This is a genomic window from Pseudomonas protegens, from assembly GCF_003732485.1.
Lineage (GTDB): Bacteria > Pseudomonadota > Gammaproteobacteria > Pseudomonadales > Pseudomonadaceae > Aquipseudomonas > Aquipseudomonas protegens_B.
In genome coordinates this window covers 44,371-70,948 of sequence record NZ_MOAK01000078.1, presented here as the reverse complement: position 1 = coordinate 70,948, position 26,578 = coordinate 44,371, and the positions used below count along the sequence as shown (strand labels likewise).

Below are 26,578 nucleotides of genomic sequence, written 5' to 3'. Positions count from 1 at the left end.
CTGCTTGCGGTAATGCCAGTCGTCCTGCCACCAGGCATGGGCCGTGGCCGGGAGCACGAAGCCCAGGCAGATCAACAGGCTCAGGAATAAGCGTTGCATGTGAAGGGTCTCCGTAAAAAGTCAGAACGTCGCTTGCACGCTGAAGTGCAGGCGCGGGTCGTATTTCTGGGTGTTGGGGCCGTCTTTGAGCGGGTAGCCCCAGTCGAGGCTGCCGGACAGCCACTTGCTCAAACTGGCGCGGGTGCCCAGGCCGACACTGGCCAGGCTGTACTGGTCTTCCTGCTCGGGCAGCGGCTCGTGCAGGGACAGGTGCGCGCCTTCAGCAAAGGCATAGAAACGCCACTCCTGCACGTAGCTGCCGAGGAACTTGGCCAGGGACGGCGTGCGCAGCTCCTGGGAGAACAGGTAGCCCTCATCCCCGGTGCGCTCGGCGGCCAGATAGCCGCGCACCGAAGTAGCGCCACCAGCGGAATACTGCTCGTTGGACACCAGCGGCCCCGAGGCCAGCTGGAACGCCGCCTTGGACGCCGACTGCCAGTCGTTGGCGAAGGTGTAGGTGAAATTCAGGTCGCCCTTGAGCACCGAGAAACTGGCGCTGGCCTCGTCGCGCTTGTAGTGAAACTCCTCGGCGTCACTGCCGTAGCCGAAGAAGCGCCGGGTGCCGACGATCAGGTTCAGGCCCAGGCCCAGCTGGGCTTTCTCGCTGTAGCGATAGCCGTTGTAGCCAAAGGTCACCGGGGCGTACTTCAACGGAATCTGGTCGCTGCTGCGGCCAAAGCGCATCTCTTCGTCGAAGTCCTTGAAATCCACACCCACCGACAGCGAGTTGGCCCAGTTGCCCGCGGCGGGCAAGGTGTAGATCGCCGAAACCCCGTAGGAATGGCCCTTGCCCAGCACGTTGCTGCCGCCGATGGTGGCGATGTTGCTGTCGGACTGGTAGCCGGAGAACTGCAAGGCCCAGCGATCGCTCAGCGGCGCGGTGTAGGAACCGGACCAGACCTTGGCGTTGTCGGTGTCCTGGGGCGCGGTGAAATAGGTCAGGGAAATGCTGTGGCCCAACTGCCAGAGGTTGTCGTAGCCGACGTTGACCACAGTGCGCAGCTTCTCGGTGTCGGCGCTGTAGTCGTTGTTCAGGCCGACACTGGCGTGCCAGGGATTCTGGTCTTCCACTTGCAGGTCCACGTCCATGGTCCCCGGGCGCTGGCCTTCACGCACCAGCGGCATGACCTGGCGCCCGGCGCCGCGATTGAGCCCGGCCAGCTGGCTTTGCACCGTGGCAAAGTCCGGTACCTCGCCTTCTTTCAGCGCCGGCACCTGGTCGCGGATCTCCACCGGCGAATAATGCTTGGCCCCCACCACCCGCACCCGACCGACCTTGGTTTCACTGACCTGCAGATAAACGATACCGTCCTCGACCTTCTGCTCCGGCAGCTCGACGAACACCGACTGGTAGCCGCGCTCCTGATAGACCTTCTGCAGCGCATCCCGGGCGCCTTCGATATCGGCCAGGGCCTTCTGCGGGCCAAGGAAGGGATACACCGCCTCCTCGATGGCCCGGGCATCGAGCACCGTATTGCCACGCACGAAGTACTCATTGACGTCCACCAACCGCGCCGCCGCCGAGGCTTCGACCGGGGCCGGCTCGCCCTCCTCGGCCTGCACCGCCGGCACCAGCGCCGCCAGTGCCAACCAACCGCACAACGGCCACCAGCGCCCGCCACTGCCGGGTCGCCCTGATTTGCCCAGATGCTCCACACCGCCCCCTAGAAGTCTGAAAATTGGCGCGCACGCGCGCATTGCCGTCGCCGTCTGCACAGCGTTTGGCCGATTCAATTGCTGGTGATCGAGGTGTTTTCGTGGCGAGCCAGCCAGGTGTGCAACAGCGCGAAGTTCAACGAGAACTCGGGCATTTGCAGCAAGGCACCGCAGAACACTTCACCGATGATTTTCTGGATCAACTGCACCGCCCGCGGGTTGTTCAACAGCGTGGCGATATCGCGACTGAGGACACTGAAGCTCCAGACCTTCTGGTTCAGATCGAGACCGACGAACCAACGGAACAACAGGTTGTAACTGAGCTGTTCATACAGCTGCTGCTCGCTGGGCACCGAATACAGCAACTGCAGCAACAGAATGTGCATCACCGTACGCGGCGCGATCAGCATGCCGGGCTCGGCATTGAGGCCCTGGAGCAGATCGCGGTGCTGATCCAGCAACTCATCGATCTGCGGGCGCAGCAGCACCAGCGAATGCCCCGGCGGGATATAGCTGGCCACCTCCTTCAAGGCGCCCTGCCAATCATCCTGGGACACGATCCAGACCCACGGCGCCCCGTAGCGATAGACCGACACCGGCTTCTTGCGCGCGGCCTCGACAATCTTCGACAGCCGTTGATCCAGCTCCTGCATGCCCACTTTCGAGTAGCGTTCCATAGTCCCCATAGCCTCACTCCCGGCGTCCCGCCTCGGCTTAAAAAAGTGGCCTGGCGGCCCCCTCAAGCGCGTTACATACCCAAGACGCGCGTGGCCATGTGCTACCGAACTTTTGTCATAAAAGCTTCATTCACGAGAGCAACGCGCGAACGTTGTAGGAGCCGGCTTGCCGGCGAAGACAGCCACCAGTGCAGCGCTGGGCTGTCGTTATTCCGCGCACGACCAGACCGCCCTCTTCGCCGGCAAGCCGGCTCCTACGAGAGGGAATTGTTGTGCTGGAGAAGGCTTAAAAATGCGCCGCCCGGACGGGCGCGCCGTTTGCCGTGGCTCTGGCTTTGGCTCTGGCTTTTGATCTTGATCTTCAAGCCCCTTCCCAGCCGGCCGAACGCAGGCGTTGCGTAGGGGGCAGCTCGGCAGGGATGCCGAGCTAGCCGCCACCCGGCCATGGATGGCCGGTTGGCGGCGGCCCCCGGAGCAATGCCGGAGAGAGGGCACCCCGAGCCCTAGCGAGGGGCCCATGGAGGGGCAAGCCCTTTTGGTTACTTTTACGGCGTTTGGTAAAAGTGACTCGCTGTAAGAGCGAAACCGCCAGCGGCCGCACCCGCAGGAATGGATATGTACCCCCAACAACCCAGAAAGACTGGCCGGCTCTCAGGCCGCCAAGTCCCCTCCGCAATCCTACAAAACTTGCAGAATCGCCTGACTATCCACCCCAATCCACAGAGACTATGGTTCCTCACTCACCCAACCGGTGATCAGGTTTGGCGACCTGGAATTAACCAACAAGCAACCACGTTCACAGCGCTCATCGCCCAGCAACCCCGCTGACGACAACCCTCTGAACACGGCTAAAGAGAACGGCCTCAAAGGACCGCCTGTTCAATATTGGTTAATACGGAGCCTTACCCATGACTGAGCAATACATCCCCATCACCGGCATCGACTGCCTGATCCCCTGCCTGTTTATAGACAAGACCGCACCATTGGACGTGCTGCACGCCAACGGTGCCGCACGTTTACTGGCCGTGACTCAACTGCTGGAAAGCCTCTCCCGCGCAGAGTTCAAGAGTGCTGACGACACCGATCTGCAACATATCTCCAACGCAGCGGCGATTCTGCTGCGTGACAGTTGCGACATGTTGGGAGTGCTGGGCTGGCGCCTTCAAGCCTGACGCCTGGGCGCTCCGCGCTGCTTGGTAGCGCGGAGCGTTTCAAATGGGGTCTTGGACTTTTTAGGGGGGAAAAGTCTTTTAAAAGTGGCTGCAATCGGCCAGAAGCAGCGCTTCACGACATGCCGCTATAACTCTGATGTAGCTTGGATTTCATTCTATGCTAAGAACATGCACACCGGGCTTGTGCCAGAGAATGGTATGGGCGCTGGGAAAGCGGTCTAGTAGGTCATGCCTTCGGCTCAGGTTTCCTCGCAGTTCTCGTCAACCTCATAGGCAAACAGTTTTGGCAGCGAAGCATTCGGATCGTGATCATGCATGGCGCCTCTGCGGATCAATTCAATGTTGCTATCACCGAAGCCAGCCTGCGGGGGCTTTGAGTTCGATAGTGCTATCTCGACATCGCGCACTTAGCCCCTGAATTCGCTTGGGGTTATTGAATTCAACGCTGTTACCAATTCGATTTCGGCATCAGAAGATGGGGTCGGAATTATCGCAACGATTGGATGTTGACCACGGTACGTTTACAGGAGTAAACGATATGAGTTCGGCTCGGCATGACTACCAGCAATTCCTAGCTTGGCTTCATGTTCCAGAACGCGGTGCTACCGAAGACACTCGACGGTTTGCAAATCTGGTCGACCAAAATTTCGACACTGTAGCCGCGAACTCGCGCGCTCTGAGCCGCCGATCGGTGGTATTGGCTGCTAAGGCTAGAGAGTCTCTGCTCAAGACAGATTTCACGCCTCCCGCAGTTGCTGGGGCGGTTACTGTTGGCCAGTGGGCGTGGAGCGCATTGGATCGTCTAACCGTGGGCCCTTTTCGTGGCTTCCGAGTGGCTGAGACGTTCATTTTTCCTCAACGAATTACCATGTTCTACGGCCCCAATGGCAGCGGCAAAACGAGCCTCTGCGAAGCGTTAGAGCTGGCACTGTTGGGGGCCGTAGATGAGGCGTCGGCTAAGCGAATCCCTCCTCAGCGCTATTTCGCGAACCTTCACGAAAATAGGTATGAAGCCCCCGTCCTCGCTGCGCGAGGCGCGGACGGTCAGGTGTCGACAGTGCAAGCGGACTCAGAAGCCTATCGATTCTGCTTCGTTGAGAAAAACCGCATAGATAACTTTTCGCGAATTGCTGCTAAGAGCGCAGGCGAAAAGAAGGATCTGATAGCGGCCCTGTTTGGTATGGAGCAGTTCCATGACTTCGTCACTAACTTCAACGAGTCGATGGACCAGCAGCTCGACCTAGTTGCGATCAAACAGCAAGAGTTGGAAACACAGCGTGCAGCGCTGCAGCGCGATCAAGCGACAATAAATGGCGAGCTCCAAGCAGTTCAGGCAATCGCGCAAGAGGAAGCTGCCTATGCCGGAGCTTATGCTGCCGGCCTTTCGTACCAGCAGCTTCTTGAACTCATTGGCAACGATGCAGCTCCAGGTCGTCTGCATTACCTCAATGCGCAACTGGATGGGCCAACACCAGGTGTTTATGGCGTCAGCAACAACGCGTTAGCTATGGCATATCAGGCTGCTGATCGTGAGCAGGAGCGGCTTGAGGATGTGGACAAAAGGCTCACTGCAAAGACTGGTGAGACCTCCTTCCAAAATCTGTACAACGCGGTTCTTGGCCTACAAGCCTTGTCGCCCGATAACTGCCCCGCTTGTGGGACGCCAATCAATGGTGACCATCACGTTGTACGTGACCCATACGTGCAGGCACGTAACGGTCTGGCTCAGCTTCAAGAGCTCGCCAACTTGCAGGCTGAAAAAAACACAGTGCGAGGCGAATGGGAACGTACTTCCCGAGGTTTGGAGGGGCTTTTAACTGCCTTCGGTCAGCGAGTTAGTGCCCACCCTGATCATGTAGATGACAGGTTGCGATATCTCGCGTCACCTGGTGCTGACCACAGTACTGCCTGGTGGAAAGCGAGCTATGTAAAACAAGGCGATACGCCTTCGATGGCGCAACGAATCGTCGACTTAGCAACCGAGTGCGAAAGGATTGATGCTCAGACAAACCAGGCACTGGCAGATCGCGCGGCACTGGCACATGAGCGCACTCGACTCGTTCAGGCAGCGCAAGCTGTAGCTGGTTTTCAAACACGCCGCGCTGAGGTGGCCCGACTAGTTGGCATAGCTAGACAGACAATTGCCAACTTTGACCAAGCAAACGCAGCACTCATCGATGCAGTGCAGCAAGAGGCAGCGCATCTAGCACTCGGTCTACGCATTAAAGCGGCCTACGACGAATTCTTGAGGCTACTCAGGCAGTTCAGATCAGAGCTTCCCGGTGCGCTCATAGCGGGGCTTAACACTGTCGCTCTGGAGATCTACAACGAATTCAATAGACGCGATCATGAGGGCGACAAACTAGCGGCACTTTATCTGCCGACCAACGAAGACGAGCGCATCGGACTGGCGTTTCGCGCAGCTCCAGAGACCAGGGTAGATGCGTTGCACGTCCTCAGCGAGGGGCATGTTCGTTGCCTGGGTGTGGCAATCCTTCTTGCAAAGGCACTGCATATTCAGGCGCCGACGATCATCTTTGATGATGCGATCAACGCGATTGACACCGAGCACCGTGAAGGCATCAGAGAGGCGATTTTCCAGAGCTATCGCTTCGCAGCAACTCAAATTATCGTCACGTGCCACAGCAGCGAATTCATCAAGGATCTGCAGAATCATGTCGAGAAAGGCCAATGGACGGCCTACTACTTCATGCCTCACATCGGGGATCACCGACCGCAAGTAAAAGGTAACGAGATCACCTTCAACTACCTGGAGCAGGCCCGTGCCGCCTTGGACATTGGTGATTGGCGCAATGCTTTGGGTGCTTCTAGGCAGGCCCTGGAGATGCTCACGGACAAGATTTGGAAGTGGCTAGGCAAGAACGATCTCGGTGTAATACCCCTGCCGTTAGCTGGCCGAGGGGCGGATCCAAATCTGAGAAATCTCTGCGAGGCTTTGAAAAAACGGCTCGAAGACGCCAGAACATTTGTGCATCAGGACAAGCCAGTCCTCGTTCAAGGGCTTGGTGACGTCATAGGTGTTCCGGTTCAATCGAACGTATGGACGTATTTAAACAAAGGAGTCCACGAGGAGGCTGACAGAGATGACTACGATCCGAACCTCGTCCGCACCATTGTGGAGACCCTTGAAAGGATGAATCAGCTTCGGCTTGGCTCAATGCCTGTTGCTATCGCTGGAGCCGCCCAGGCGGCAGTTACGCAAGCGGTCGCTGACGCGGTCAATCCGCGATAACTGTCCTCAGCCATCAGTGACCCTGCGGCACTTAAGAATGAAGAGCTAGGCTCTTCCAGTGCTGTCGACGACCTCCGGGAGTTGCATATGGAATGCTTCAGAGTCGACGAAAGCGGCTATACCGGATTTGACCTGCTAAATCTTGAGCAGAGGTTTCAAGGGGCCGCGGCCATTGCCATTGATGACGATCAGGCCCGACGCTTGATCCAAGAGCACTTTCCTAAGTTACAAGCGGAAGAGCTCAAGTACCGGGCTCTGTCACGCCGGTCAGCCAATCACCCACGGCTTCTGGCGTTAATGCGCGATGTCCTGACCCATCACAAGTGTGTTACGTACGTTTGTGACAAGCGATTTCTGCTGCTACTGATGTTTCTGGATTACGCGGTTGAGCCGTACTACTACGAGCGCGGATGCGACTTTTATAAGGATGGTCAGAACTATGCGCTCGGGTCGCTGCTTTATGTGGCGGGCCCCACTCTTCTAGGAGAGGCAGCCTTTGAGCAGTTGCTCTTTTTTTTCCAACGCGCCGTAAAGGAAAAAAGCCCAGCAGCACTAGCTGACCTCGTAGCAGCTGCTCGCGCCACGCGCTGGCAGGAACTACCAGAGGCGTTGGGGCCTTTGGCGAAGTATGCCGCGCCGGAATGCCTTCAAGCGATCGCCACATCAGGTGTCACCACTGACGCCGCTTTTGTGGTGTTGCAATCGCTGATAAGCCGGATGGAAGTCATAGCTGATGGTCCCTACTTGGTTGAACATGATCAGTCCAAGAACCTGCTCACTTACCATGACTTGCTGCTGCGCTTTATTAATCACAAGGACGAGGTCACATTTCGCCAATCGGAGATCGCGAGCCTCACCTTTCCACTCAAGCTCCAGTCAGTGACGCAAGTCGACTCAAGGAGCAGTCCTGCAGTACAGCTGGCGGACGTAATGATTGGTGCTGCCATTGAGGCGACTAACACGCTTACGGGACAACGCGCCGGAGGGTTGAATCCTCATGATGTTATGTCCCTCTATGCGGATCATCAGATAATCCACATGCTGCCTTCGACTGACTTCGAAGGGCAGAAACGTTTCCGCCAGGGTACGCAGGCCAATGAGGTCATAGATTATTTTGGCAAAAAACTCAGTAAGCCCTAAGTGATATTCCGCTTCGGGTGGAAAGCTATCTTCATTAGACGGCTGCTTTTGGCCGGTTCCTGCCCTCCGTGAAAGGCAGCTTTGGGAGACTCTGTACGAAAACCCGGAACTCCAATCATGGCCCCTCGTTGGCTCAGTTTTTGTAGAGCCCCTACTCCTCTACAAGAAGGAGTTCTGCAATTGCAAAGCCTTACGAGTTCTCGGATGAGACCTGGTACAGGGTTGCCGATCTCTTCGAACCCCAAAGTGGGCCATGCACACGCCCGTAGCGCAGGTCGACGACCACTGTCTTGATGCACATGTTCGCGGAATCTGCCCTCGCCAGTGGCCCATTCCTACCCTGCCGGCGTCATCTGGACCGCTACACAACGCCCTTTAGTTCGCACCTTCTCCACCAATCGCGCTCTGTTGACGAACACATTGATTTCGCAACTGCCTGAGTGCTGCACGTCTTCCCAGTATTCTGCGTGCACAAGTTGCCCGTTCTGCGGCCCCGTGTAAGTACCCGCTGCTTCACGTGAAGCATAGCTACTGTCACGTACATATCTGAGCACGACCATATCTTCCTTCGGCGCCACCATGATCTGCCTTGGCACGCCGAAGAAGTCGATCAGTTCGCCTACCGGGCGATCTTTCCAGGCACTGCTGGCCGACAATGATGCGCAGCCACTGAGCAAGGTGGCGAGCAGGGCCAACATAAACAATCGGTTCATAAGGTCTTCTCCCTGAAGGCCGCGTTACTTGGCAGACATCTGCGCGAACCCTTCATCTATCTTCTGCATGATGGCCGCCTTGGCCGCCTCGCGGTTCAATATCTCGAAGAAATGCGGACCTGCCTGGCTCATTTGCGACGCGGGCATCACACCCAAGTGCTCCATCTTCTTGGCTTGGCGTTCAGTCGGCTTACAGACAAAGTCACGGCTTTGTGCCAGCCAGGCGTCAGGTTTGCTCTGCCACTGGCTGGAATACTTCGCATTGCGAAATTCATTGAACACGCTGTGGAAATCCGCCGCATCCATGATGCGCACGCGGTTCTTCGCACAATCGATTTCGACATTGTAAGAGGTGAAGTTGGGTTTATCGGGCTCTTCGTAAAGTTGATAGACACCCAATGATTTCGCGCCACCTGGACGATTGATGATGTGAGTGGGGTCGCCGTCTGCGATGAACACCTGATTCTTGCCCAAGGCACCCTGGTAGTGAACGACCCAGAAGTCGCCCTTCAGCACTTCGCTCGCCTGGGCAGCGAGGGCACTACACAGTAATGCGGCAGGCAAAAGCTGCCTTGTAAAAGCGATCATGGGGGCGCTCCTTTGCCGTTATTTTTGAAGGCAATAGCTTCGCACCCTGAACATGTAGCAAAGAACTATCTAGCACATCCGTCCTATGCCTTTGACGAAAACAGCAGTTGCAAGCCACCCATGGGGCAAGCCAGCGGAACCATCGTTGCGCCGTCAGGTGGGCCACGGCGTTGGCCCTGGTGGCCGAGGAACGTCCGCAAGTGACCACGAGCATTTTCGCGGACAAAAACAAGCGAAGTGCAATCTGCCAGACCGTCTTACTTTTTAAATTCCACCCTATATATGTTCCAGGTACTCCAAGAGAACCTCTCCGCCGATATAAGGGCCGTCATCACTGCAATCCATTGCCGGCTCGTCAAAATCAATCCATACACTGGTAATAATCCTGTCTTTTCCAGCCATAGTTCGTTGAGTGCTAGATAACTCCACTTCACCACCCAAGGCTTCCTTTACATATTCTGGGGGTAACGAAACCACTCCAACCCCGCCATTCGGCCACCACACGTGGGGCTTAACTTTTACCCTGTCACCGTCATTGAATTTCATTTATTTACTCACCCGTTCTCAAACCGCCAAGCCCCATAATGCAATCCTACAAAACTTACAGACGCGTCTGACTTGTCCCCTCCGGGACCCAATGCCCATAGTCTCTCTCGGTTCGCCAACCCGCGTTTCGAGCGCATCTCGCGCACCGAAAAAATGCTGACGACACCAACCGGCAGCACATCACCCAGGTCGCTGAAATTACTCTGCGCGACGGTCGCAACTTGCTGGAGGAATAGCCCGGATGGCCCCCTCGCAAGGTGGAACCATTAAGTCTCAAGCTGTCGACAAACCGCAGTTGTGAAAAAACACAACCAGAGTAGCATTGGCTCGAAGACAGGGAAGCCTATGGACATTCTCACGCCATCACGTTTTACCGATGCTGCGATTTTGTATCCGAACGACAAGGCCGGGCTTGATCGTTGCCTGCGGATTTTGAGGATGGCACGCCCAAAAGGATTCGCAGACCTGCAAAAGCTTTTCGGTACGCAGGGGATCGACTTGTTCAAACCGAGAGCCGCAGCGAACTGGGTCGTGATCGACGTAGGCGGCAACAATCTCAGGGTGATCGGCGGCGTCAACTACACCCGACAGAAGTTTTACGTCAAACACATCTACACACATGCCGACTACGACCTTGCCAACGCCTGGTATGCAAGCAACCAAGGGGTAAAACGATGAGCGAAGCCCGAAACGAACTTCAAACCGTGATCGCAACGCTTGGCGAACTACACGCGGTACTGGAGCGCCTGCGTGGTGAGTTTGTGCACGGCATCAAGACCCCCGCCGACTATGAGCGTGCGACCAACCTGCTTGATGAACTCACTGACGGGCGCGAGCTGAGCAAGATCGAAGAGAAAATTCTTGTCGAACTTGAGGATGAAATCCTGGCCTACCAGCGCCACTCCGAGCAGTTTCGCGAATCGAACGCTGCATTTGAGGCGACCTGCACCCCCGTGCAGTTGATCAAGGATCTGATGGAAACGCTCGGGCTCACGGGCTCTGACCTCCCTGAAATTGGCGATAAAACAGCGGTGTCCAAGGTACTCAGTGGAGATCGCCCCATCAGTCACAAGATGGCATACGCGCTGGCAGAGCGATTTTCGATGGAGCCTAGGGCATTCGTATCGGCAGCCTCGGGAAAGGCGGCGCCACTCGAAACCGTTCGGACGAAGGCTAAACAGACTTCAGCTTATTACCGCACTAGCAACATCTCCCGGAACTTACTCCCAGTGAAAGGTGCCGACGCAGGTGAATCCAAACGGGTAGCGTCCAAGAGCCGCAGACACTTGGGTAAAGCTCCGACCAAGGGATAGCGTGTTTCCATCCTGCCGTTCTGAGTTCCGTACGCTAACGCCATCTCCCCTACCCCAACTGCAAAAAGAACCGACCAATCCCCGCGCCTATCCGCTCTGAAAAATCCTCATCCAGAAACAGATACCCCATGCCATCCGAAAGCACGCCTTTGTGCTCAGGCAGCGCTCTATCCAGATCGCCCCCATAAATGGATACCCTTCTGCGCCCTGTCCCCGCTAAAACAGGCGCCTGCAGCCAAGCGTCCACGCCATCCAGCTTCGAGGCCAGGTTCTCGTCATCGTCCACCTCACAGTTCACCCCCAGCCGTACCGCCCCGCGATCTGAAATCGGCTGAACAGCCTCATTCCGCTCGGAACCGGCTCGAACATAGCCCATGACAACCGCTTGCGAGCGCCCCTGGACGGCACGCAACTTTCGATAGTGGCCGACCTCGCCCGGCAAGTACGGTACAAAAACCGAAACCCAATAACTCCTGTCGATCAGGGCCTCTGAAAACCAATGTCCAGGAAAGGCCATCAGGTGTGTCAGCGGCACTCCATCAGGCGAACAGGGCCAAGCCAGCTCCGTGGGCAGGCAGGCCCCACCACCGGCATAGGCATCCTCTTTTGCAGGCGTTTCACCGGTAAATATCAGCTCGTCAAACATCCGTTTCTGTCCACTCCATCACAGGTTGCCGCATTCGTTAACAGCCTCTGGCCAATACTTGGGTCAAGACTTCACGCCACGCACCGCACGTCCACAATCCACCATCAGTTCCTCCAGAAAGGGGCGCAACTGCGCCTCGCCCACCGCCAACACCCGCTTGTACTCATCCTGCCCGTACCATTCCCAGACAGTGGTGGAAAACCCCATGTTTTCGGCTCCGAAATTTGTCCGGGCGAATATACCGATATCAACGCACTGGCGCGCATCCAGCACACTCGCCGCTTGTATCGCGCCGCAATCTCTGAAATCTTCTGCCCCCTTGCCCACGATGCCAATTCCCATGAACCCGCACCTCGCCCATCTTGTTTCCGACTACCAAGCCAGCATCCGCACGGCTGTCGAACTGATGCAACAATCCGCCATTCCCCTCCCTGCCAGCAACGCCGATTGGGTGGGAACCGATATCCCGGATCAAGGAGAACTGGCTGGCGGTATTCGCTACTTCAAGCACGGCTATGGCTGCGCCGTTCACCTGCCAACGGCAACGGTGAGCTTTGACTTTGGCGAGCAGGGCGAAATCGACGGCGTAACCCTATCGAGGCTGGCCGGTTTTGCCGAGAACAGGCTCGTGGAATACGGTTTTACGGATGAGGATGAACTAAAGCAGTGCTTCGACCAAGAAGTGGCAGCCGGCTCGCTGGTGTATTCGGGCTATATCCTTTACTACGTCGCAACCGTTAGATCCCAAACGCGCACGCTCGAAGATAGCGACAGTCCTTCACCCCCCGAGCCCCCCGGAAGCCCATCATGAAGTTCACCTCAGCCGGCCAAATCATCGACCCACGAACCGTCGGCTATCGCAGCCTGGGCTTTGGCGAGGCACTGACGATCCCGGTAACGCCCTATGAACTGCGCATCCACCACGGCGATCTGCCGCAACGCTTTCTTGACTGCGCGGACACCTTTGCCGCCGAATGCAAAATCGACGATATCGACCAGGGTTTTGTCGACATCCAGGAACTTGCAGAGCTGGGCTACCCAAGCTTCAGGACGCTGTTGAAGGACCATCCCGATCTGGCGGCGCGCCTGGTCCAGGACTACCTGTATTTCGAGTTGCTGTTTTCGCTGTTCCCGCATTCCAGCGGCCTTGAAGTCGTGATCAACAGCATCACCGGCGTCTGCTCAAAAGAAGGCGTCATCCTGCTGACGGGCCAGACCTACGCGGCCAGACACTCATGAGAAAGCCCTGGCGTCAGGACCGAGGCCTGGGATCAGGCCACTGATGGCAACCGACGATTCACTATCGAGTGTGGTCCGGGCCTTCTCCCTGGCGGCTTGATGCGCGTTCAGGGCAATGGCGTATCAGCCGCAACACAGGCAACCGCTGATCAGCGGTTGATCGGGGTCGTTTTCAAGAAATGCGACTTTGACCTCCACACCGGGTCGCAGCGGCGTCACTTCACAGCGCCAATTGGCAGTACCGGCCAGCCAACAACTGCTCTTGTCGTCGAACCGACCTTCGCGGTCCCAGGGAAACTTGACCTTGACCCTTTCGAAGCGCTGACCACGCGAGTTCGCCTGGTCTTCCAGGGCGATGACCAGCGCCGTCTGGTTGCCTGGCGCCAGAGGCTTCTCATGAGCCAAAGGCGGGCGATAGCAAAGGTCCAACGCAAGCGCGGTGAAACGGTTGCGATAACCCTGGCGCAGTTGAACCTGGTTGTCAGTGTTGACATTGGCGACGCGCTCACCCGAAACCTGTGGTTGCTTGCCTTCATGGATGACCTGAGTCAGTAGCCACAGTTCGCCACTCTGGCCCGAGGTTTCCAGTACATGACCACTGAGCAACCCGCTCTGCTCCCCTTGCCCGGCAACAGCGCGGTGCTCCATGGCTCGCAGGCTTGCCTGCTTGTGGTGACGGGTCGGTAACTCGTTGGCGGGCCTGGCGCTCTCTGGTGCAAAAGCCGTGGCTTGCCCAATCGGCGGAAAAGCCGCCCGGTTGTCGCCAAAGACCAGCACATGGCCTTGCGCAGAGTGCTGGAAGTGGAAGTGAATACCCTCCTCCTCGCACAAGCGCTGAATAAAGTGCAAGTCCGTTTCATCGTACTGGGTACAACAGTCACGCTCGGGATAGGTCGAAGCCAGCTCGAACCTGTAGGCGTCGCCGAGGATTCCATGCTCTTCGAGGATCAAGGCGACGATGCTCGGCACCGAGAACTGTTGATAGATCCGCTGATTGATGCGGTGGCGCAAGTAGGACAAGTGCGGTACCAGGGCCAGATTGTAGTGCGTCAAACCCTGAGCGTTACTGCCTTGAGCCATGTGATAGATGCGTCCATGAACGCCGTTGCCCTTCATGTCGAAAGCCAGAAAAGCCTCCCTGTCGAAGAGGCTTTGCAGGTCCAGATCCGGCCGCTCACTCACACACTCCACATTGAAGAAATAAGGCTTGCTGATCGCCTCTTCCCCGGTGAATGCGAGCACTTGAAAGTCGTGCTCAAAACCGTCGATGGTCAAACTGAAGTGCGTTTGATTGGCTGGGCTGAACATCCACTGTGCTCCTCTTGCATCAGGTATTGAATGGACGCAGGCGCATACCGCCCTGCGGAAAGAAACGGATTCCGCAAGGCGAGTACATTTCACCGAATGTTTTAAACAAAGAGCCCGCACTCACAACAACGACGTTTATGAAGCAGCAGGCGAAGGGTCAAACCCGATCAGATACTGCTCTTGACCTTGGTCCAGACCCGCGTACGGATACGTTCCAGTTTCAATGGCAGCGGCTCAAGCGGAACCAGTGTCGCGACCGTTGCCTTGTCTGGATAAATCCAGGGATTATCGCGCAACTTCTGCTGGACAAACTCAGTGGCATCTTTGTTGGCATTAGGATACAGCGTGTGATTTGACGTCTTGGCAATCACTTCCGGCCGCATCATGTAGTTGATAAACGCCAGGCCTTCCTTTGGGTGGGGGGCGTCTTTTAGCAGCACCAGGTTTTCCGACCACACCAGCGCACCTTCGCGAGGCAGGCTGTAGGTAATCCTGCGGCCGGTGTTGGTCTTTTCGTTGATAGCCTGCGCAGCCAGCGCACCATTGGCCCAGCCCACCACTGCACAGATATTGCCGCCCGCCAGGTCCGTATCGATTTTCGACGAGTCGAAATAAACAATATAAGGCCGGATCTTCAACAGCAGTTCCTGGGCTTTCTGGTAATCGTCCGGGTTCTTGCTATTGCTGGGGAGCCCCAGGTAATTCAAGGCAATCGAGATGATCTCGCTGGGCGAGTCGAGCATGGCCACGCCACAGGATTGGAGCTTGCTGATGTTCTCTTCCTTGAAGATCAAGTCCCAACTATTGACCGGCGCATTATCACCCAGTGCCGCTTTGACTTTATCAACGTCATAGCCAATGCCGGTGGTGCCCCACAAGTAGGGCACAGCGTAACGATTGCCAGGGTCATTGACCGCCAGTTGGGCGAGGATGTCAGGATCGACGTGGGACAGGTTACTCAGTTGGGCAGGGTCCAACGGCTGCAGCACGCCCGCCTTGATCAGGCTGGGCAACACATTGGAGGTTGCCACCACCACGTCATAGCCTGTGCGCCCGGCCATGACCTTGCTCTGCATGATCTCGGCGCTGTCGAAGGCATCCATGTGAATCCGGGTGCCGGTGGCCTGTTCAAACTCTTTTGGAGTCTCCGGTGCGAGCAGCCCGAACCAGTTGTACAGGTACATCCCAGGCTCTGCTGCCACCGCGGATGTACTGATCCCGGCACAGAGCAGCGCGACCGAAAAAACGGTTCGCAAAGGTGATTTTCTCATGCAACATCCTTGTCCAGACGACGTGCCCTCATGGCTGTCGTAAACCCTGAAGGCGAATATACCGAGCCTTGATCAATAGTAAATACCTACGATTACTTACCCTTGACCCACAAATCCCTAACCCTAAAGGGGTAGAAAATGCCACTCGACCTGCATAGCCTGGCTTGGCACCGCTCGATTGGAAAACTGATCATGCAGTTGAACCGTCCAGACTTCTGGAGTTCGCTTATTCGCACACTCAACGAATATGTGCAGATCGATAACTGGGTTGTACTGGTGTTCAGCAATCAACAGGTACAAGTGGTCAGCCTTCCCGAAGTAGCCGATGTGGAAGAGGTGGATGCGTTCATTCATCTCTATGTGAAGGGGCTTTATCTGCTCGACCCCTTTTATATCGCCAATCGAGAAAACCCGCAGAGCGGTTTCTTTCACCTGCTGGATATTGCACCGGAGTACTTTCTGGAAACCGAGTACTACCACAAGTACTTTGCGCAATATATTTCTGTCGATGAAGTCCAGTACAACATCCAGCTTGATGCCGACAGAACCCTGTGCATCTCCATTGGCAGCGGCGTCCACTTCAATCAAGAACAAATTACGATGCTTGACCTGATCAAGCCATGGGTCACTGCGCTCATGCATCAGCGCATGTGCTTTGAGACGGATGTAGAGAAAAGCCTCAGCGCCCCGTCTCAATGGCCTGAAACGATCAGCCAGCTTGGTACGCAAATAACAACCCGCGAAAGCGATGTACTCAGACTGTTGCTCAGTGGCTTTTCCAACAAGGAGATCGCTGGCAAACTTTCCCTCTCGGCAGAAACGATAAAGGTTCATCGTCGCAACATTTACGCCAAACTGAACATCAAGTCGCAATCCGAACTCTTCGCGCGATTCTTCATGCCCAAACAGGACGTTCTCTCTTGACGCTACCGACCTCGATGACGATCCTTGCCGGGAAGCCGTAAACAAACCACTGCATAGCCTGGATGCCTCACGAACCCCGCATCCCATCAGCAACACCCTCCAAGCCCCTCTCAACACGGATGTCGAACACCCCATGTTTAAAGCCATTCTCTTCGGCCTGCTCTCCTGCGCCCTGGTGCTGCCTGTTTTCGGGCTGGTGATTTCACAGTTTCTCCCTCCTGCGTTCGTTGCCCTTGGCGAACCGGGTTGGAGACAACAGCACGATCAACTGGTCAGCATCAACACCGTTCAGTGGCTGACGGTGCTTGGCTGGGCCGTCACGGCGGGCGTCGGGGGATTTGTCAGCACCCGGACCCAGACGACCCGCACCTTGCGTCCCGCCATCTGGGTCGGGGTCATCATTCTGTTGGTCTGGGGCATTCCCGTGGGGATCTTCACCTTGAGCCAAATAAGCTGGGTGCATGTCACCTGCTGCCTGGCCATCATGCCGGCGGTGCTGGCAGGTGGTGCGCTGGCGCGCAGAAAAGCTGAATCATTGGCCTGAACATCAACCCTAAGTAGGTAGCCCTTAGATGGATATCCAATTTCGCGGTAACGCAATGCCTGGCAACCCCGCTGCCGGCACCTGCGATGAGTACAGCCTGAGCGGCATTTCCAGCCTGGACGAGTTGATCGACGCCTACCGCCAGATCGCCGGCAACCACCCAGGCTTCAGGCCCCTCCTCTCGCTGGATGACCTGCCCCAGGCCCGCTACACCTCCGGGCATGCACGCAACAACCTGGGGCTGGACGATGCCTCGGAACAGGACATCGCCCAGTTACCTGCAGAGTGCTTCGAACAGGGCGAATACCTGGGCTATCCCACCACCAAAGCCGAGTTCGCAATGTGCTTGCGCAACTTCACTGATCTGGTGGCCGGCAGCTCGTTCGAAGACGCGTGCGCCCACGGCCTGACCCTTGACCAGCCCGCCCTGCAGGAATGGATGGACTACCAGGACAACCCGGTTTCACTGCTCGACCAGCCCCTCTCGGCACTTCTGGTTCCCGTTGAGCATGCCTGCCAGGCACTGGCTGCATTTCCCAACGGCTATTTCAGTTGCGACCTGGGCCCCGCGCAAAACTTTGCGGTAGCGCGCCATTTCGCCCAGGCCCACGGTTATGAATTGATAGGGGTTGGCGCGTCTTACCTCGGTTTCCTGCGTGCAGCGCCTGCCGACCTGTGCGTCGCCAACGCCGTGGCGAGCGATTTTTGTGCGCTCTACAACACCCCTGATGAGAACCGGCAAGCGGTGATTTCAGCGGTCGTCCAAGCGATCCGCGAGCGGACACACCTGTGGCTGCGCTACGTGGAATGACGCTCGGAGAAAGAGCATTGCCACAGCAGACGATGGATGGTGGCTGAGGCCGGTCATGAATCGACTAGAAAAGCCGATCGGTTAAATCTGCTTCAACTTTTCGGCAAATAGAGCGACTTGGGTCGGGGTGAGTAACAACGACCCATTGATCTGCCAATCACAGTCGTCATCTGAGGTTGAGCCTAAGTAGATGCGTAAAAAAACCAACCCTGGAAACAATGGATCTCTGCTGGCAGAGAAGGCCAGATCCTGACCTTCAGAAAGCCAATCTTGAGTAATGCCCTCTTCAAGTTGCGCTGCCAGCATGAAGAATTCGTCCAGCGGTTGCTGTACATCCCCGGCTGAGTCTTTTTCCGAGAGTATTTCTGCCTGCAACGCAGTGCCGGTGAGCCGAATCAGAACACAGCCCGGCCGGCCGCTTGGACACGCCAGGATGGTCAATGTCAGTCCATTCTTTTGACTTGTTTCTTACGCCGGCTCGCCTTTATCAACCGCCAACGAAGCAAACATCTCAGCGCGGCACACCTCAAGAATCTCATCCGCCAGCGCGGAATCATCCGGGCAGGCACGCGACAACATAATCGCACCCACCGCACGGGACAGCAGGTCGATCATTTTCCGCCGGCCCTCCCCCGGAGCGGCATCCGGCCGGGTCGGGTATTTGTCCCCCAGGGTTTGCAGGGTGTGTTCGACCCCTTCGGCAAACGTCGCTTTCACATCATCCGATTGGCGCGCCGCATCGCCACACAACGCGGCCATGGTGCAACCGCTGCCACGTCCGTCGCGATGTTCTCTGGTCACATAGACGTCGATGAAGCCAGGCACATCCAGCGCCTGCACGCCTGCCAGCGACTTGGCAAGGCTGCAGGCCGAGGCCTCGGCCATGAGGTCGGCCTTCGAGCCGAAATGCTTGTAGAAGCCGCCGTGGGTGAAACCGGCCGCCGCCATGAGATCCGACACACCCACACCGTCGAAACCGCGCTCACGGAACAACTCTGAGGCCGTTTCAACGATGTGCTCTCGATTGGCCTGCGCCTGGGCCTTGCTCACTCTCACGTGCAATACCTCATGTTCATTGGGAAATCATGGTCCCAATCATACATAGATGTCGATCATAATCAAAACCGTTGACAGTTTAGATTTCGATCATCATCCTAATTGCACGCACCACCGACCTCCACCCATGGGCACGGAAGAGACACCAGATGACCGATCAGAATCTGTTCACCCCTTACACCCTTGGCGCCCTCACGCTGTCGAACCGCATCGTCCTCGCGCCACTGACCCGCAACCGCGCGGGCGCAGGCTTTGTTCCCGGCGCATTCGCGGCCACCTATTACAGCCAACGCGCTACGCAGATTTCCCAACAGGGCCAGGGCTATCAGGACACCCCCGGGATCTACACCCAGGCGCAGATTGATGGCTGGCGCACGGTGACCGATGCCGTCCACGCCAAGGGCGCAAAGATCTTTGTGCAACTGTGGCATGTCGGCCGCGTGTCCCACGTTGATCTGCAAGAAAACGGCGTCGCCCCCGTGGCCCCTTCCGCGCTGCGCGCGGCCACCAAGGTGTTCGTCAATAACCGCTTTGAAGACGTCTCCGAGCCCCGCGCGCTGGACATCAGCGAGCTGCCGGGGATCGTCGCCGATTTCCGCCAGGCCGCGGCAAACGCTATCGCTGCCGGGTTCGACGGTGTGGAAATTCACGGCGCGAACGGCTATTTGCTGGATCAGTTCCTCAAGGACAGCGCCAACGTGCGCACCGATGCTTACGGCGGCTCGATTGAAAATCGTGCGCGGCTGTTGCTCGAAGTCACCGCTGCCGTGGTCAATGAAATCGGCGCGGATCGCACCGGGGTGCGCTTGTCGCCGGTGTCGCCGGCCAACGGCGTCTCCAGCAGCAATCCGCAGGCGCAATTCGATTACGTCGTCGATCAACTCGACGCCCTCGGCGTCGTTTACCTGCACATGGTCGAAGGCGCGACCGGTGGCCCGCGTGACGTGGCGCCATTGGATTTCGCCGCCCTGCGCCAGCGCTTCAAAAACACCTACATCGCCAACAACGGCTATGACCTGGAGCTGGCGACCTCGCGGCTCGCCGAAGACCAGGCCGATCTGATCGCGTTCGGTCGCCCGTTCATTGGCAACCCGGATCTGGTGGAGCGTCTCAAGACCGGCGCCGCCTTGTCCGCATTCAATCCCGCCACCCTCTACGGCGGCGGCGCGGCAGGCTACATCGACTACCCGACGCTGGTTGATTCGAGCGCCAGCGCAAGCTGAGCAAGCAGCAACCGATCTGTCCGTTTTCACTCATTCTGAAAGAGAGATGACCCCATGAACACTCGCCCTACCGTTCTCATCACTGGCGCCTCTACTGGCATCGGCGCCATCTACGCCGAGCGCTTCGCGCAACGTGGCCACGATCTGGTCCTGGTCGCCCGCGACCGGGCACGCCTGGACGCACTTGCCGCCCGCTTGCACAGCGAACACGGGGTCGCCGTCGAGGTGATGAAAGCGGATTTGACCCAACTCAGCGATCTGACAACCGTTGAAGCACGCCTGCGCGACGACGCCCGTATCGGCATCCTCATCAATAACGCCGGCGCCGCGCTGTCCGGCAACTTCATCGAGCAAAGCACCGACAGCGTTGCGCAACTGGTTGCCCTCAACACCACGGCACTGGTGCGGCTGGCCAGTGCCATTGCCCCGCGCCTGGCCAAAGCCAGTGACGGCGCGATCATCAACATCGGTTCGGTGGTGGGCCTGGCGCCGGAGTTCGGCATGACGGTCTATGGTGCAACCAAGGCTTTCGTGCTGTTCCTGTCCCAGGGCCTGAGCCTGGAACTGTCGCCCCGGGGCGTGTACGTGCAGGCCGTACTGCCGGCCGCCACCCGCACGGAAATCTGGGACCGCTCCGGCGTCGACATCAACACCCTGGACGAAATCATGGAAGTGGGCGATCTGGTGGATGCCGCACTGGTCGGTTTCGATCGGCGCGAAGCGGTGACCATCCCGCCACTGCAACAGGCTGAACGCTGGGATGACCTGCAGAGCGCGCGTCAGGGTCTGCTGGGGCACATCCGTCAATCCGAGGTTGCCCAGCGTTACCAGTCCCAAGAATGATCTTCAGGTAGCGAGCATTCGCGGCGGATTCGCGGCAGGCACTGCGACGAATCCGGTCCGCTGTTCGGAGTAGCAATGAATCCAACGCAGACAACCTTCCCCCCGGCTTTGCAGACGTCGTTCATCAACGCGGCGAACCAGTCGATCATGGTCAGGGGCATTCCCTTCGCCTATCGCGATACCGGTCCCGCGGGCGGCGTACCCCTGGTGCTGTTTAACCACTGGGGCGCGGTGCTGGACAACTTCGACCCGGCAATAATCGATGGGCTGGCACAGACCCGGCGAGTCATCACCACCGACTATCGCGGCATCGGCGGCTCGGGTGGAACCGCCCCCCTGACGGTCGGCGACATGGCGCAAGACGCCATTGAGCTGATACAGGCCCTGGGGTTCAAGAGCGTCGATATCCTGGGCTTCTCACTCGGCGGCTTCGTCGCTCAGGACATCGCCCTGCAAGCTCCCCAATTGGTGCGCCGCTTGATTCTCACCGGCACCGGACCGGCCGGCGGCATCGGTATCGACAAGGTCGGCTCGGTGACCTGGCCCTTGATGCTCAAAGGCTTGCTGACCTTGCGCGATCCCAAGTACTACCTGTTCTTTACCTCGACGCCCAATGGTCGTCGAGCCGCCTCGGAATATCTGCAACGCCTGAAAGCCCGCAGCAAGCATCGCGACAAGGGCCCAACGCCCGGCGCCTTCCTGCGGCAGCTGCAAGCCATCACCGCGTGGGGCAGACAGGCGCCGCAGTATCTCGGGCGCTTGCGCGCGCCGACGCTGATCGTCAATGGCGACAACGACATCATGGTGCCCAGCGCCAACTCCCATGCCTTGGCCAAGCGTGTCCCCAACGCACAGCTAGTGATGTATGAGGACGCCGGGCACGGCGGCATTTTCCAGTACCACGCTGACTTCGTGGCCAAGGTCCGGGCGTTCCTTGACGACTGAGCCCCCATGACAGCAACCCCACCCAAGCACCGCCCACACCTATTCCAACCGACAAGAGCCGCACCACGATGAAAGCCTTTCTAATTGATCGCTATGGCAAGAACAGTGGGCGCATTGGCGAAGCGCCCACGCCCACGCTGGGTGCCCACGACGTGTTGATCGAGGTCCACGCCAGCAGCGTCAACGTGCTGGACTCGAAGATCCGCAACGGCGAATTCAAGCTGATCCTGCCCTATGCATTGCCGCTGGTACTGGGCAACGACCTGGCGGGCGTCGTGGTTGAGGTTGGCCCCCAAGTGCAACGCTTCAAGCCGGGAGACGAAGTCTACGCGCGCCCACCTGAAACACGGATCGGGACGTTCGCCCAGTGGATCGCCGTGAACGAAAACGCAATCGCCCTGAAACCTGCCAACACCAGCATGACCGAGGCCGCGTCGATCCCCTTGGTCGCACTCACCGCCTGGCAAGTGCTGGTGGAAACCGCCCAACTGAAAAAGGGCCAGAAAGTGCTGATCCACGCAGGCGCAGGCGGTGTCGGCACCCTTGCCATCCAGCTGGCCAAACACCTCGGCGCCTTCGTCGCGACCACCACCAGCACGGCGAATGTCGAATGGGTCAAAGCCCTGGGCGCCGATCAGGTGATCGACTACAAGCAGCAGAACTTCGAAAGCGTCCTGCATGACTACGACCTGGTGTTGAACAGCCTGGGCAGCGACGTACTGGAAAAGTCCCTCAAGGTCCTCAAGCCCGGCGGACAGCTGATTTCCATCTCCGGGCCACCCACTTTGCAATTCGCCCAGGAGCAAGGGCTGGCCTGGCCGTTGCAGCAGGTCATGCGCCTCTTGAGCTTGGGTATCCGGCGCAAGGCGCGCCAGCGGGACGTCCGCTACGCCTTTGTGTTCATGCGGGCCGATGGCGCCCAGCTGCAACAGATCACCGCGCTGATCGAGGCCGGAATCATCAAACCTGTGGTTGATCGCAGCTTCAGTTTCGAATCGACGGCAGAGGCCTTGCAGTACGTCGAGCAGGGACGAACCAAGGGCAAGGTGGTGGTCAGGATCAAATGACTGCGCCGTCTATTGCCAAAAACCGCCCCACTGGCGCGCAAAATCCCGGATAATGCCCGCCATTTTTTGCTTTGTGATGCCGGTGCCCCCCATGGAAATCAAGGTCAACTTTCTCGACAACCTTCGACTTGAAGCCAAGTTCGACGACTTCACGGTGGTGGCCGACCAACCGATCCGCTACAAGGGCGATGGCTCGGCGCCGGGTCCGTTCGACTATTTCCTGGCCTCTTCGGCGCTGTGCGCGGCGTACTTCGTCAAGCTCTACTGCCAGACCCGCAATATCCCCACCGACAATATCCGCCTGTCGCAGAACAACATTGTCGATCCGGAAAACCGCTACAACCAGATCTTCAAGATCCAGGTCGAACTGCCGGCGGACATCTCCGACAAGGACCGCCAGGGCATCCTGCGTTCCATCGACCGTTGCACCGTGAAGAAGGTGGTGCAGACCGGCCCCGAATTCATCATCGAGGAAGTGGAAAACCTCGACGCCGATGCCCAGGCGCTGTTGATGCCGCAATCGGGCGCCAGCGAAGGCACCTACATTGCCGGCAAGGACCTGCCCCTGGAGCAGACCATCGCCAACATGTCCGGGATCCTCGCGGGCCTGGGGATGAAGATCGAAATCGCTTCGTGGCGCAATATCGTGCCCAACGTCTGGTCGCTGCATATCCGCGATGCGCAGTCGCCGATGTGCTTCACCAACGGCAAGGGCGCCACCAAGGAAAGCGCACTGGCCTCGGCCCTGGGCGAGTTCATCGAGCGCCTCAACTGCAACTTCTTCTACAACGATCAGTTCTGGGGCGAAGAGATCGCCAACGCCGAGTTCGTGCATTACCCGGACGAGCGCTGGTTCCAGCCGGGGCGCAAGGATGAGCTGCCCAAAGAGATCCTCGACGAGCACTGCCTGGCCATCTACAACCCCGATGGCGAGCTGCGCGGCTCGCACCTGTACGACACCAACTCGGGCAATATCGAGCGCGGCATCTGCTGCCTGCCTTACGTGCGCCAGTCCGACGGCGAGGTGGTGTACTTCCCCTCCAACCTGATCGAGAACCTGTACCTGAGCAACGGCATGAGCGCCGGCAACACCCTGGCCGAAGCCCAGGTGCAGTGCCTGTCGGAGATCTTCGAGCGGGCGGTCAAGCGCCAGATTCTCGAAGGCGAGCTGGCGCTGCCGGATGTGCCGCAGGAAGTGCTGGCCAAGTACCCGAGCATTCTGGCGGGCATCCAGGGCCTGGAAGAACAAGGCTTTCCGGTGCTGGTCAAGGATGCGTCCCTGGGCGGTGAGTTCCCGGTGATGTGTGTGACCCTGATGAACCCGCGCACCGGTGGCGTGTTCGCCTCGTTCGGTGCTCACCCGAGCCTCGAGGTGGCGCTGGAGCGCAGCCTCACCGAGCTGCTCCAGGGCCGCAGCTTCGAAGGCTTGAACGACCTGCCGCAACCGACCTTTGAAAGCCAGGCGCTGATGGAGCCGAACAACTTCGTCGAGCACTTCATCGACTCCAGCGGCGTGGTGTCGTGGCGCTTCTTCAGTGCCAAGGCGGACTTCGAATTCGTCGAGTGGGACTTCACCAGCCACAGCGGCTTCAGCGAAAGGCAACAAGCCAGCGCCGAGGAAGCCGCGACCCTGTTCGGCATCCTCGAAAGCCTGGGCAAGGAAGTCTACATGGCGGTGTATGAGCACCTGGGGGCCACCGCCTGCCGCATCCTGGTGCCGGACTATTCGGAAATCTACCCGGTGGACGACTTGATCTGGGACAACACCAACAAGGCGCTGTTCTTCCGTGAAGACATCCTCAACCTGCACAGCCTGGACGAAGACGGTTTGCGCTCACTGCTGGAGCGCCTGGAAGAAAGCGAGCTGGACGACTACACCGACATCACCACCCTGATCGGCATCGAGTTCGACGACAACACGGCCTGGGGCCAGTTGACCATCCTCGAACTCAAGCTGCTGCTCCACGTGGCCCTGCAGCAGTTCGATCCGGCCAAGGAGCTGGTGGAGATGTTCCTGCAATACAACGACAACACCGTCGAGCGCGGGCTGTTCTATCAGGCCTTGAACGCGGTGCTGGAAGTGGAACTGGACGATGAACTGGAGCTGGGCGACTACGAAGCCAACTTGCGGCGCATGTTCGGCAACGAACGGATGGACGCCGTGATCGGCTCGGTGAATGGCAGCGTGCGCTTCTACGGCCTGACCCCGACCAACCTGCAGCTCGAAGGCCTGGACCGTCACCTGCGGCTGATCGACAGCTACAAGAAGCTGCACGCGGCACGGGCCAAGTGGAGCGCAGCCAACCGCTGATCAACAGCCCCTTGTAGGAGCGAGCTTGCTCGCGAAGCCCTCAAGAACGCCGCGTTCCGCCAGTGAGTGCGGCGTTTTCGTTAGAGACCATCGCGAGCAAGCTCGCTCCTACAGTTGGCCAGCCAGTATCCGGGCAAGCTGCTGGCGCAATGGGCCGTGCTCGGCCTCGACATAGGGCGGCGCGGTCTTCCAGTCGTAGAACCACACCGGCATCCGGCGCTTGCCTTCCGGCTCCGAGGCGTAGCGGGGAAAGATATGGCAATGCAACTCAGGCTCCGAGTTGCCGAGGATTTCATAGTTGATGCGCAGCGCTCCGGTGGCCTCAAGCAGCGCATCGCCGATGCGGGCCATGTCCAGCAGGTAGGTGGCCCGGGCCTGGGCATCCAGGTCGTTCAAGCTGGCCACCACCGGGTCCGGCAGCAACAGGCAATAGCCCTCAAGAAACTGCACATCGCCCATCACCGCCCAGCCCGAGGCCATGCGGCAAATCACCTTGTCGTTGGCACCCTGGCGGGCCAGTTCTACACGTTGCGAAATCAGTGACATTCATAATCCTTGATGAGCGGGTTCGTCGTTTCGAAGCCACAGTGCCCGAGGCTTGTATCCAGCCGTCGAAAAACCTAGGCCACGCCGGCTGGCCAGGGCTTGCTGTCGTCCCGGTCGGGCGGGCCGTACAGTTCCTGCTCCCAGTCCTCGAACGCCGGCTGTGCCTGGTAGCCCGGATCGCAATACTGGCGGATGTACTGCGCCGCCCGGTGCTCGGCGTACTTGGCATTCACCGGTACGCCCTGCTCGTCCAGCTCCAGCACATTGGCAAAAATGGCATAGGCCATCTCCAGCATGCTCGGCTCGTCCCCGAGGCCACTGCGGTAGTCGACGCCTTCCAGCAACGGATAGCCCAAGGTGCCGTTGGCGACCCAGAAACTGAAGGTTCTCAGTGCCCCGGAAAACTCCGGACTTAGCTTCTTCGGGTAAGACATGCAGATCACTTTCCTTGATAGCGGACCGGGGCGGATTCTCGGGCAGCCACACCGGCAAGGCAAGGCTTCGTCCAACTCGCATCCGTCGGTTTCCATGGGCACGGCAAACCCGTCACAATGTGCCCCCTCTTTCTACCCCTGTGCTGTGCGCCGTGTGCAACGCACTTGCCCCGCAAGGATCGCCCGATGAATTTCCTGGAAAAACTGCTCGGCGTGTTCAAAAAGCCGGCGCCACAAAAGGCCGAGCCCACCC

General features: G+C 58.3%; 29 protein-coding genes and 1 pseudogene. 16 read left to right on the top strand and 14 right to left on the bottom strand.

Translation table 11 applies throughout. The features are described from left to right. The 3 genes from BLX41_RS37430 to BLX41_RS20725 form a co-directional block, all read right to left on the bottom strand. A partial coding sequence (locus BLX41_RS37430; protein WP_404942785.1) for a hypothetical protein occupies positions 1-99 on the bottom strand: 99 nt, incomplete at its 3' end. A gap of 21 nt (positions 100-120) precedes the next feature. Continuing rightward, positions 121-1,755: a ShlB/FhaC/HecB family hemolysin secretion/activation protein gene (locus BLX41_RS20730; protein WP_404942784.1), complete on the bottom strand. Its 1,635-nt coding sequence runs from the start codon at positions 1,753-1,755 to the stop codon at positions 121-123. Between the two features lie 74 nt (positions 1,756-1,829). After that, positions 1,830-2,432 (bottom strand): transposase, encoded by a 603-nt coding sequence (locus tag BLX41_RS20725; protein WP_011061110.1) that lies wholly within the window; start codon positions 2,430-2,432, stop codon positions 1,830-1,832. 908 nt (positions 2,433-3,340) lie between these two features. Between BLX41_RS20725 and BLX41_RS20720 the strand changes: the two genes are divergently transcribed. From BLX41_RS20720 to BLX41_RS20710, 3 genes are all read left to right on the top strand, one after another. Beyond that, positions 3,341-3,604, top strand: coding sequence for a short-chain dehydrogenase (locus BLX41_RS20720; RefSeq protein WP_072441979.1), 264 nt, complete (start codon positions 3,341-3,343; stop codon positions 3,602-3,604). Between the two features lie 538 nt (positions 3,605-4,142). Then, positions 4,143-6,857 carry an AAA family ATPase gene (locus tag BLX41_RS20715; RefSeq protein ID WP_123726392.1) on the top strand — a complete coding sequence of 905 codons (2,715 nt, stop codon included), beginning with the start codon at positions 4,143-4,145 and terminating at the stop codon, positions 6,855-6,857. Positions 6,858-6,944: 87 nt separating this feature from the next. Then, entirely contained in the window at positions 6,945-7,997 is a 1,053-nt protein-coding gene (locus BLX41_RS20710) for a DUF3800 domain-containing protein (RefSeq protein ID WP_072441982.1), read from the top strand. Positions 7,998-8,332: 335 nt separating this feature from the next. Here the strand turns inward: BLX41_RS20710 and BLX41_RS20705 are convergent, their stop codons facing one another. The 3 genes from BLX41_RS20705 to BLX41_RS33415 form a co-directional block, all read right to left on the bottom strand. Beyond that, the gene (locus tag BLX41_RS20705; protein WP_072441984.1) at positions 8,333-8,710 is read right to left on the bottom strand and encodes a hypothetical protein; all 378 of its coding nucleotides are present in this window, start codon (positions 8,708-8,710) and stop codon (positions 8,333-8,335) included. A gap of 24 nt (positions 8,711-8,734) precedes the next feature. Next, positions 8,735-9,298, bottom strand: a complete 564-nt coding sequence (locus BLX41_RS20700) for a hypothetical protein (protein WP_072441986.1) — start codon at positions 9,296-9,298, stop codon at positions 8,735-8,737. Between the two features lie 276 nt (positions 9,299-9,574). After that, entirely contained in the window at positions 9,575-9,844 is a 270-nt protein-coding gene (locus BLX41_RS33415) for a hypothetical protein (RefSeq protein ID WP_139187201.1), read from the bottom strand. A gap of 345 nt (positions 9,845-10,189) precedes the next feature. Here BLX41_RS33415 and BLX41_RS20695 point away from each other — a divergent pair, with 345 nt between their 5' ends. Further along, positions 10,190-10,522 carry a type II toxin-antitoxin system HigB family toxin gene (locus BLX41_RS20695; protein WP_019095970.1) on the top strand — a complete coding sequence of 111 codons (333 nt, stop codon included), beginning with the start codon at positions 10,190-10,192 and terminating at the stop codon, positions 10,520-10,522. Then, positions 10,519-11,157 (top strand): helix-turn-helix domain-containing protein, encoded by a 639-nt coding sequence (locus BLX41_RS20690; protein ID WP_072441988.1) that lies wholly within the window; start codon positions 10,519-10,521, stop codon positions 11,155-11,157. The genes BLX41_RS20695 and BLX41_RS20690 overlap by 4 nt, the downstream gene beginning before the upstream one ends. 49 nt (positions 11,158-11,206) lie before the next feature. On the opposite strand, the gene BLX41_RS20685 is transcribed toward BLX41_RS20690, so the two are convergent. Further along, positions 11,207-11,803: a hypothetical protein gene (locus tag BLX41_RS20685; RefSeq protein ID WP_072441990.1), complete on the bottom strand. Its 597-nt coding sequence runs from the start codon at positions 11,801-11,803 to the stop codon at positions 11,207-11,209. 63 nt (positions 11,804-11,866) lie between these two features. Beyond that, on the bottom strand, positions 11,867-12,145 hold the full coding sequence (locus BLX41_RS20680; protein ID WP_072441992.1) for a hypothetical protein: 279 nt from the start codon (positions 12,143-12,145) through the stop codon (positions 11,867-11,869). Between BLX41_RS20680 and BLX41_RS20675 the strand changes: the two genes are divergently transcribed. Together BLX41_RS20675 and BLX41_RS20670 are read left to right on the top strand one after the other, a co-directional pair. Continuing rightward, positions 12,144-12,614: a DUF6896 domain-containing protein gene (locus BLX41_RS20675; RefSeq protein ID WP_072441994.1), complete on the top strand. Its 471-nt coding sequence runs from the start codon at positions 12,144-12,146 to the stop codon at positions 12,612-12,614. The two genes, BLX41_RS20680 and BLX41_RS20675, sit on opposite strands and share 2 nt — an antisense overlap. After that, positions 12,611-13,042: a hypothetical protein gene (locus BLX41_RS20670; protein ID WP_123726391.1), complete on the top strand. Its 432-nt coding sequence runs from the start codon at positions 12,611-12,613 to the stop codon at positions 13,040-13,042. Before BLX41_RS20675 ends, BLX41_RS20670 begins: the two co-directional genes overlap by 4 nt. 123 nt (positions 13,043-13,165) lie before the next feature. Here the strand turns inward: BLX41_RS20670 and tssI are convergent, their stop codons facing one another. Together tssI and BLX41_RS20660 are read right to left on the bottom strand one after the other, a co-directional pair. Next, positions 13,166-14,350 carry a type VI secretion system tip protein TssI/VgrG gene (gene tssI / locus BLX41_RS20665; protein ID WP_123726390.1) on the bottom strand — a complete coding sequence of 395 codons (1,185 nt, stop codon included), beginning with the start codon at positions 14,348-14,350 and terminating at the stop codon, positions 13,166-13,168. A 167-nt stretch (positions 14,351-14,517) separates the two neighbouring features. Continuing rightward, positions 14,518-15,621: a polyamine ABC transporter substrate-binding protein gene (locus tag BLX41_RS20660; RefSeq protein ID WP_123726389.1), complete on the bottom strand. Its 1,104-nt coding sequence runs from the start codon at positions 15,619-15,621 to the stop codon at positions 14,518-14,520. A gap of 138 nt (positions 15,622-15,759) precedes the next feature. On the opposite strand from BLX41_RS20660, the gene BLX41_RS20655 reads away from it, so the two are divergent. The 3 genes from BLX41_RS20655 to BLX41_RS20645 all read left to right on the top strand — a co-directional run bounded on the left by BLX41_RS20655 (position 15,760) and on the right by BLX41_RS20645 (position 17,900). Continuing rightward, complete coding sequence (locus BLX41_RS20655) at positions 15,760-16,545, top strand: response regulator transcription factor (protein WP_123726388.1); 786 nt, start codon at positions 15,760-15,762, stop codon at positions 16,543-16,545. A 133-nt stretch (positions 16,546-16,678) separates the two neighbouring features. Further along, positions 16,679-17,089: a hypothetical protein gene (locus tag BLX41_RS20650; protein WP_123726387.1), complete on the top strand. Its 411-nt coding sequence runs from the start codon at positions 16,679-16,681 to the stop codon at positions 17,087-17,089. A gap of 28 nt (positions 17,090-17,117) precedes the next feature. Further along, entirely contained in the window at positions 17,118-17,900 is a 783-nt protein-coding gene (locus BLX41_RS20645) for a hypothetical protein (RefSeq protein WP_259745043.1), read from the top strand. Positions 17,901-17,981: 81 nt separating this feature from the next. Here BLX41_RS20645 and BLX41_RS20640 read toward each other — a convergent pair whose 3' ends face one another. Then, a complete protein-coding gene (locus BLX41_RS20640) occupies positions 17,982-18,341 on the bottom strand; it encodes a hypothetical protein (RefSeq protein ID WP_259745042.1) in 360 nt (119 codons plus the stop codon). A 27-nt stretch (positions 18,342-18,368) separates the two neighbouring features. Continuing rightward, on the bottom strand, positions 18,369-18,956 hold the full coding sequence (locus BLX41_RS20635; protein WP_185073706.1) for a TetR/AcrR family transcriptional regulator: 588 nt from the start codon (positions 18,954-18,956) through the stop codon (positions 18,369-18,371). 149 nt (positions 18,957-19,105) lie between these two features. Between BLX41_RS20635 and BLX41_RS20630 the strand changes: the two genes are divergently transcribed. The 5 genes from BLX41_RS20630 to BLX41_RS20610 all read left to right on the top strand — a co-directional run bounded on the left by BLX41_RS20630 (position 19,106) and on the right by BLX41_RS20610 (position 25,345). Then, positions 19,106-20,179, top strand: a complete 1,074-nt coding sequence (locus BLX41_RS20630) for an alkene reductase (RefSeq protein WP_123726383.1) — start codon at positions 19,106-19,108, stop codon at positions 20,177-20,179. Between the two features lie 54 nt (positions 20,180-20,233). Next, entirely contained in the window at positions 20,234-21,022 is a 789-nt protein-coding gene (locus BLX41_RS20625) for an SDR family NAD(P)-dependent oxidoreductase (protein ID WP_123726382.1), read from the top strand. 75 nt (positions 21,023-21,097) lie between these two features. Next, complete coding sequence (locus BLX41_RS20620; protein WP_123726381.1) at positions 21,098-21,967, top strand: alpha/beta fold hydrolase; 870 nt, start codon at positions 21,098-21,100, stop codon at positions 21,965-21,967. Positions 21,968-22,035: 68 nt separating this feature from the next. After that, positions 22,036-23,034, top strand: a complete 999-nt coding sequence (locus BLX41_RS20615) for an NADP-dependent oxidoreductase (RefSeq protein WP_123726380.1) — start codon at positions 22,036-22,038, stop codon at positions 23,032-23,034. A 91-nt stretch (positions 23,035-23,125) separates the two neighbouring features. Beyond that, positions 23,126-25,345 (top strand): OsmC domain/YcaO domain-containing protein, encoded by a 2,220-nt coding sequence (locus tag BLX41_RS20610; RefSeq protein ID WP_123726398.1) that lies wholly within the window; start codon positions 23,126-23,128, stop codon positions 25,343-25,345. A 108-nt stretch (positions 25,346-25,453) separates the two neighbouring features. On the opposite strand, the gene BLX41_RS20605 is transcribed toward BLX41_RS20610, so the two are convergent. Beyond that, complete coding sequence (locus BLX41_RS20605; RefSeq protein WP_011061074.1) at positions 25,454-25,891, bottom strand: HIT family protein; 438 nt, start codon at positions 25,889-25,891, stop codon at positions 25,454-25,456. A 74-nt stretch (positions 25,892-25,965) separates the two neighbouring features. Further along, a complete protein-coding gene (locus tag BLX41_RS20600) occupies positions 25,966-26,325 on the bottom strand; it encodes a DUF7677 family protein (RefSeq protein ID WP_123726379.1) in 360 nt (119 codons plus the stop codon). A 117-nt stretch (positions 26,326-26,442) separates the two neighbouring features. Between BLX41_RS20600 and BLX41_RS37425 the strand changes: the two are divergent. Further along, positions 26,443-26,578 (top strand): annotated as a pseudogene (locus BLX41_RS37425) (suppressor of fused domain protein); the annotation flags it as partial.

Coding starts and splice junctions, on each gene's coding strand:
- BLX41_RS20725 (WP_011061110.1), bottom strand. CDS start 2,432: ATGGAACGCTACTCGAAAGTGGGCATGCAGGAGCTGGATCAACGGCTG.
- BLX41_RS20720 (WP_072441979.1), top strand. CDS start 3,341: ATGACTGAGCAATACATCCCCATCACCGGCATCGACTGCCTGATCCCC.
- BLX41_RS20715 (WP_123726392.1), top strand. CDS start 4,143: ATGAGTTCGGCTCGGCATGACTACCAGCAATTCCTAGCTTGGCTTCAT.
- BLX41_RS20710 (WP_072441982.1), top strand. CDS start 6,945: ATGGAATGCTTCAGAGTCGACGAAAGCGGCTATACCGGATTTGACCTG.
- BLX41_RS20705 (WP_072441984.1), bottom strand. CDS start 8,710: ATGAACCGATTGTTTATGTTGGCCCTGCTCGCCACCTTGCTCAGTGGC.
- BLX41_RS20700 (WP_072441986.1), bottom strand. CDS start 9,298: ATGATCGCTTTTACAAGGCAGCTTTTGCCTGCCGCATTACTGTGTAGT.
- BLX41_RS33415 (WP_139187201.1), bottom strand. CDS start 9,844: ATGAAATTCAATGACGGTGACAGGGTAAAAGTTAAGCCCCACGTGTGG.
- BLX41_RS20695 (WP_019095970.1), top strand. CDS start 10,190: ATGGACATTCTCACGCCATCACGTTTTACCGATGCTGCGATTTTGTAT.
- BLX41_RS20690 (WP_072441988.1), top strand. CDS start 10,519: ATGAGCGAAGCCCGAAACGAACTTCAAACCGTGATCGCAACGCTTGGC.
- BLX41_RS20685 (WP_072441990.1), bottom strand. CDS start 11,803: ATGTTTGACGAGCTGATATTTACCGGTGAAACGCCTGCAAAAGAGGAT.
- BLX41_RS20675 (WP_072441994.1), top strand. CDS start 12,144: ATGAACCCGCACCTCGCCCATCTTGTTTCCGACTACCAAGCCAGCATC.
- BLX41_RS20680 (WP_072441992.1), bottom strand. CDS start 12,145: ATGGGAATTGGCATCGTGGGCAAGGGGGCAGAAGATTTCAGAGATTGC.
- BLX41_RS20670 (WP_123726391.1), top strand. CDS start 12,611: ATGAAGTTCACCTCAGCCGGCCAAATCATCGACCCACGAACCGTCGGC.
- tssI (WP_123726390.1), bottom strand. CDS start 14,350: ATGTTCAGCCCAGCCAATCAAACGCACTTCAGTTTGACCATCGACGGT.
- BLX41_RS20660 (WP_123726389.1), bottom strand. CDS start 15,621: ATGAGAAAATCACCTTTGCGAACCGTTTTTTCGGTCGCGCTGCTCTGT.
- BLX41_RS20655 (WP_123726388.1), top strand. CDS start 15,760: ATGCCACTCGACCTGCATAGCCTGGCTTGGCACCGCTCGATTGGAAAA.
- BLX41_RS20650 (WP_123726387.1), top strand. CDS start 16,679: ATGTTTAAAGCCATTCTCTTCGGCCTGCTCTCCTGCGCCCTGGTGCTG.
- BLX41_RS20645 (WP_259745043.1), top strand. CDS start 17,118: ATGGATATCCAATTTCGCGGTAACGCAATGCCTGGCAACCCCGCTGCC.
- BLX41_RS20630 (WP_123726383.1), top strand. CDS start 19,106: ATGACCGATCAGAATCTGTTCACCCCTTACACCCTTGGCGCCCTCACG.
- BLX41_RS20625 (WP_123726382.1), top strand. CDS start 20,234: ATGAACACTCGCCCTACCGTTCTCATCACTGGCGCCTCTACTGGCATC.
- BLX41_RS20620 (WP_123726381.1), top strand. CDS start 21,098: ATGAATCCAACGCAGACAACCTTCCCCCCGGCTTTGCAGACGTCGTTC.
- BLX41_RS20615 (WP_123726380.1), top strand. CDS start 22,036: ATGAAAGCCTTTCTAATTGATCGCTATGGCAAGAACAGTGGGCGCATT.
- BLX41_RS20610 (WP_123726398.1), top strand. CDS start 23,126: ATGGAAATCAAGGTCAACTTTCTCGACAACCTTCGACTTGAAGCCAAG.
- BLX41_RS20605 (WP_011061074.1), bottom strand. CDS start 25,891: ATGTCACTGATTTCGCAACGTGTAGAACTGGCCCGCCAGGGTGCCAAC.
- BLX41_RS20600 (WP_123726379.1), bottom strand. CDS start 26,325: ATGTCTTACCCGAAGAAGCTAAGTCCGGAGTTTTCCGGGGCACTGAGA.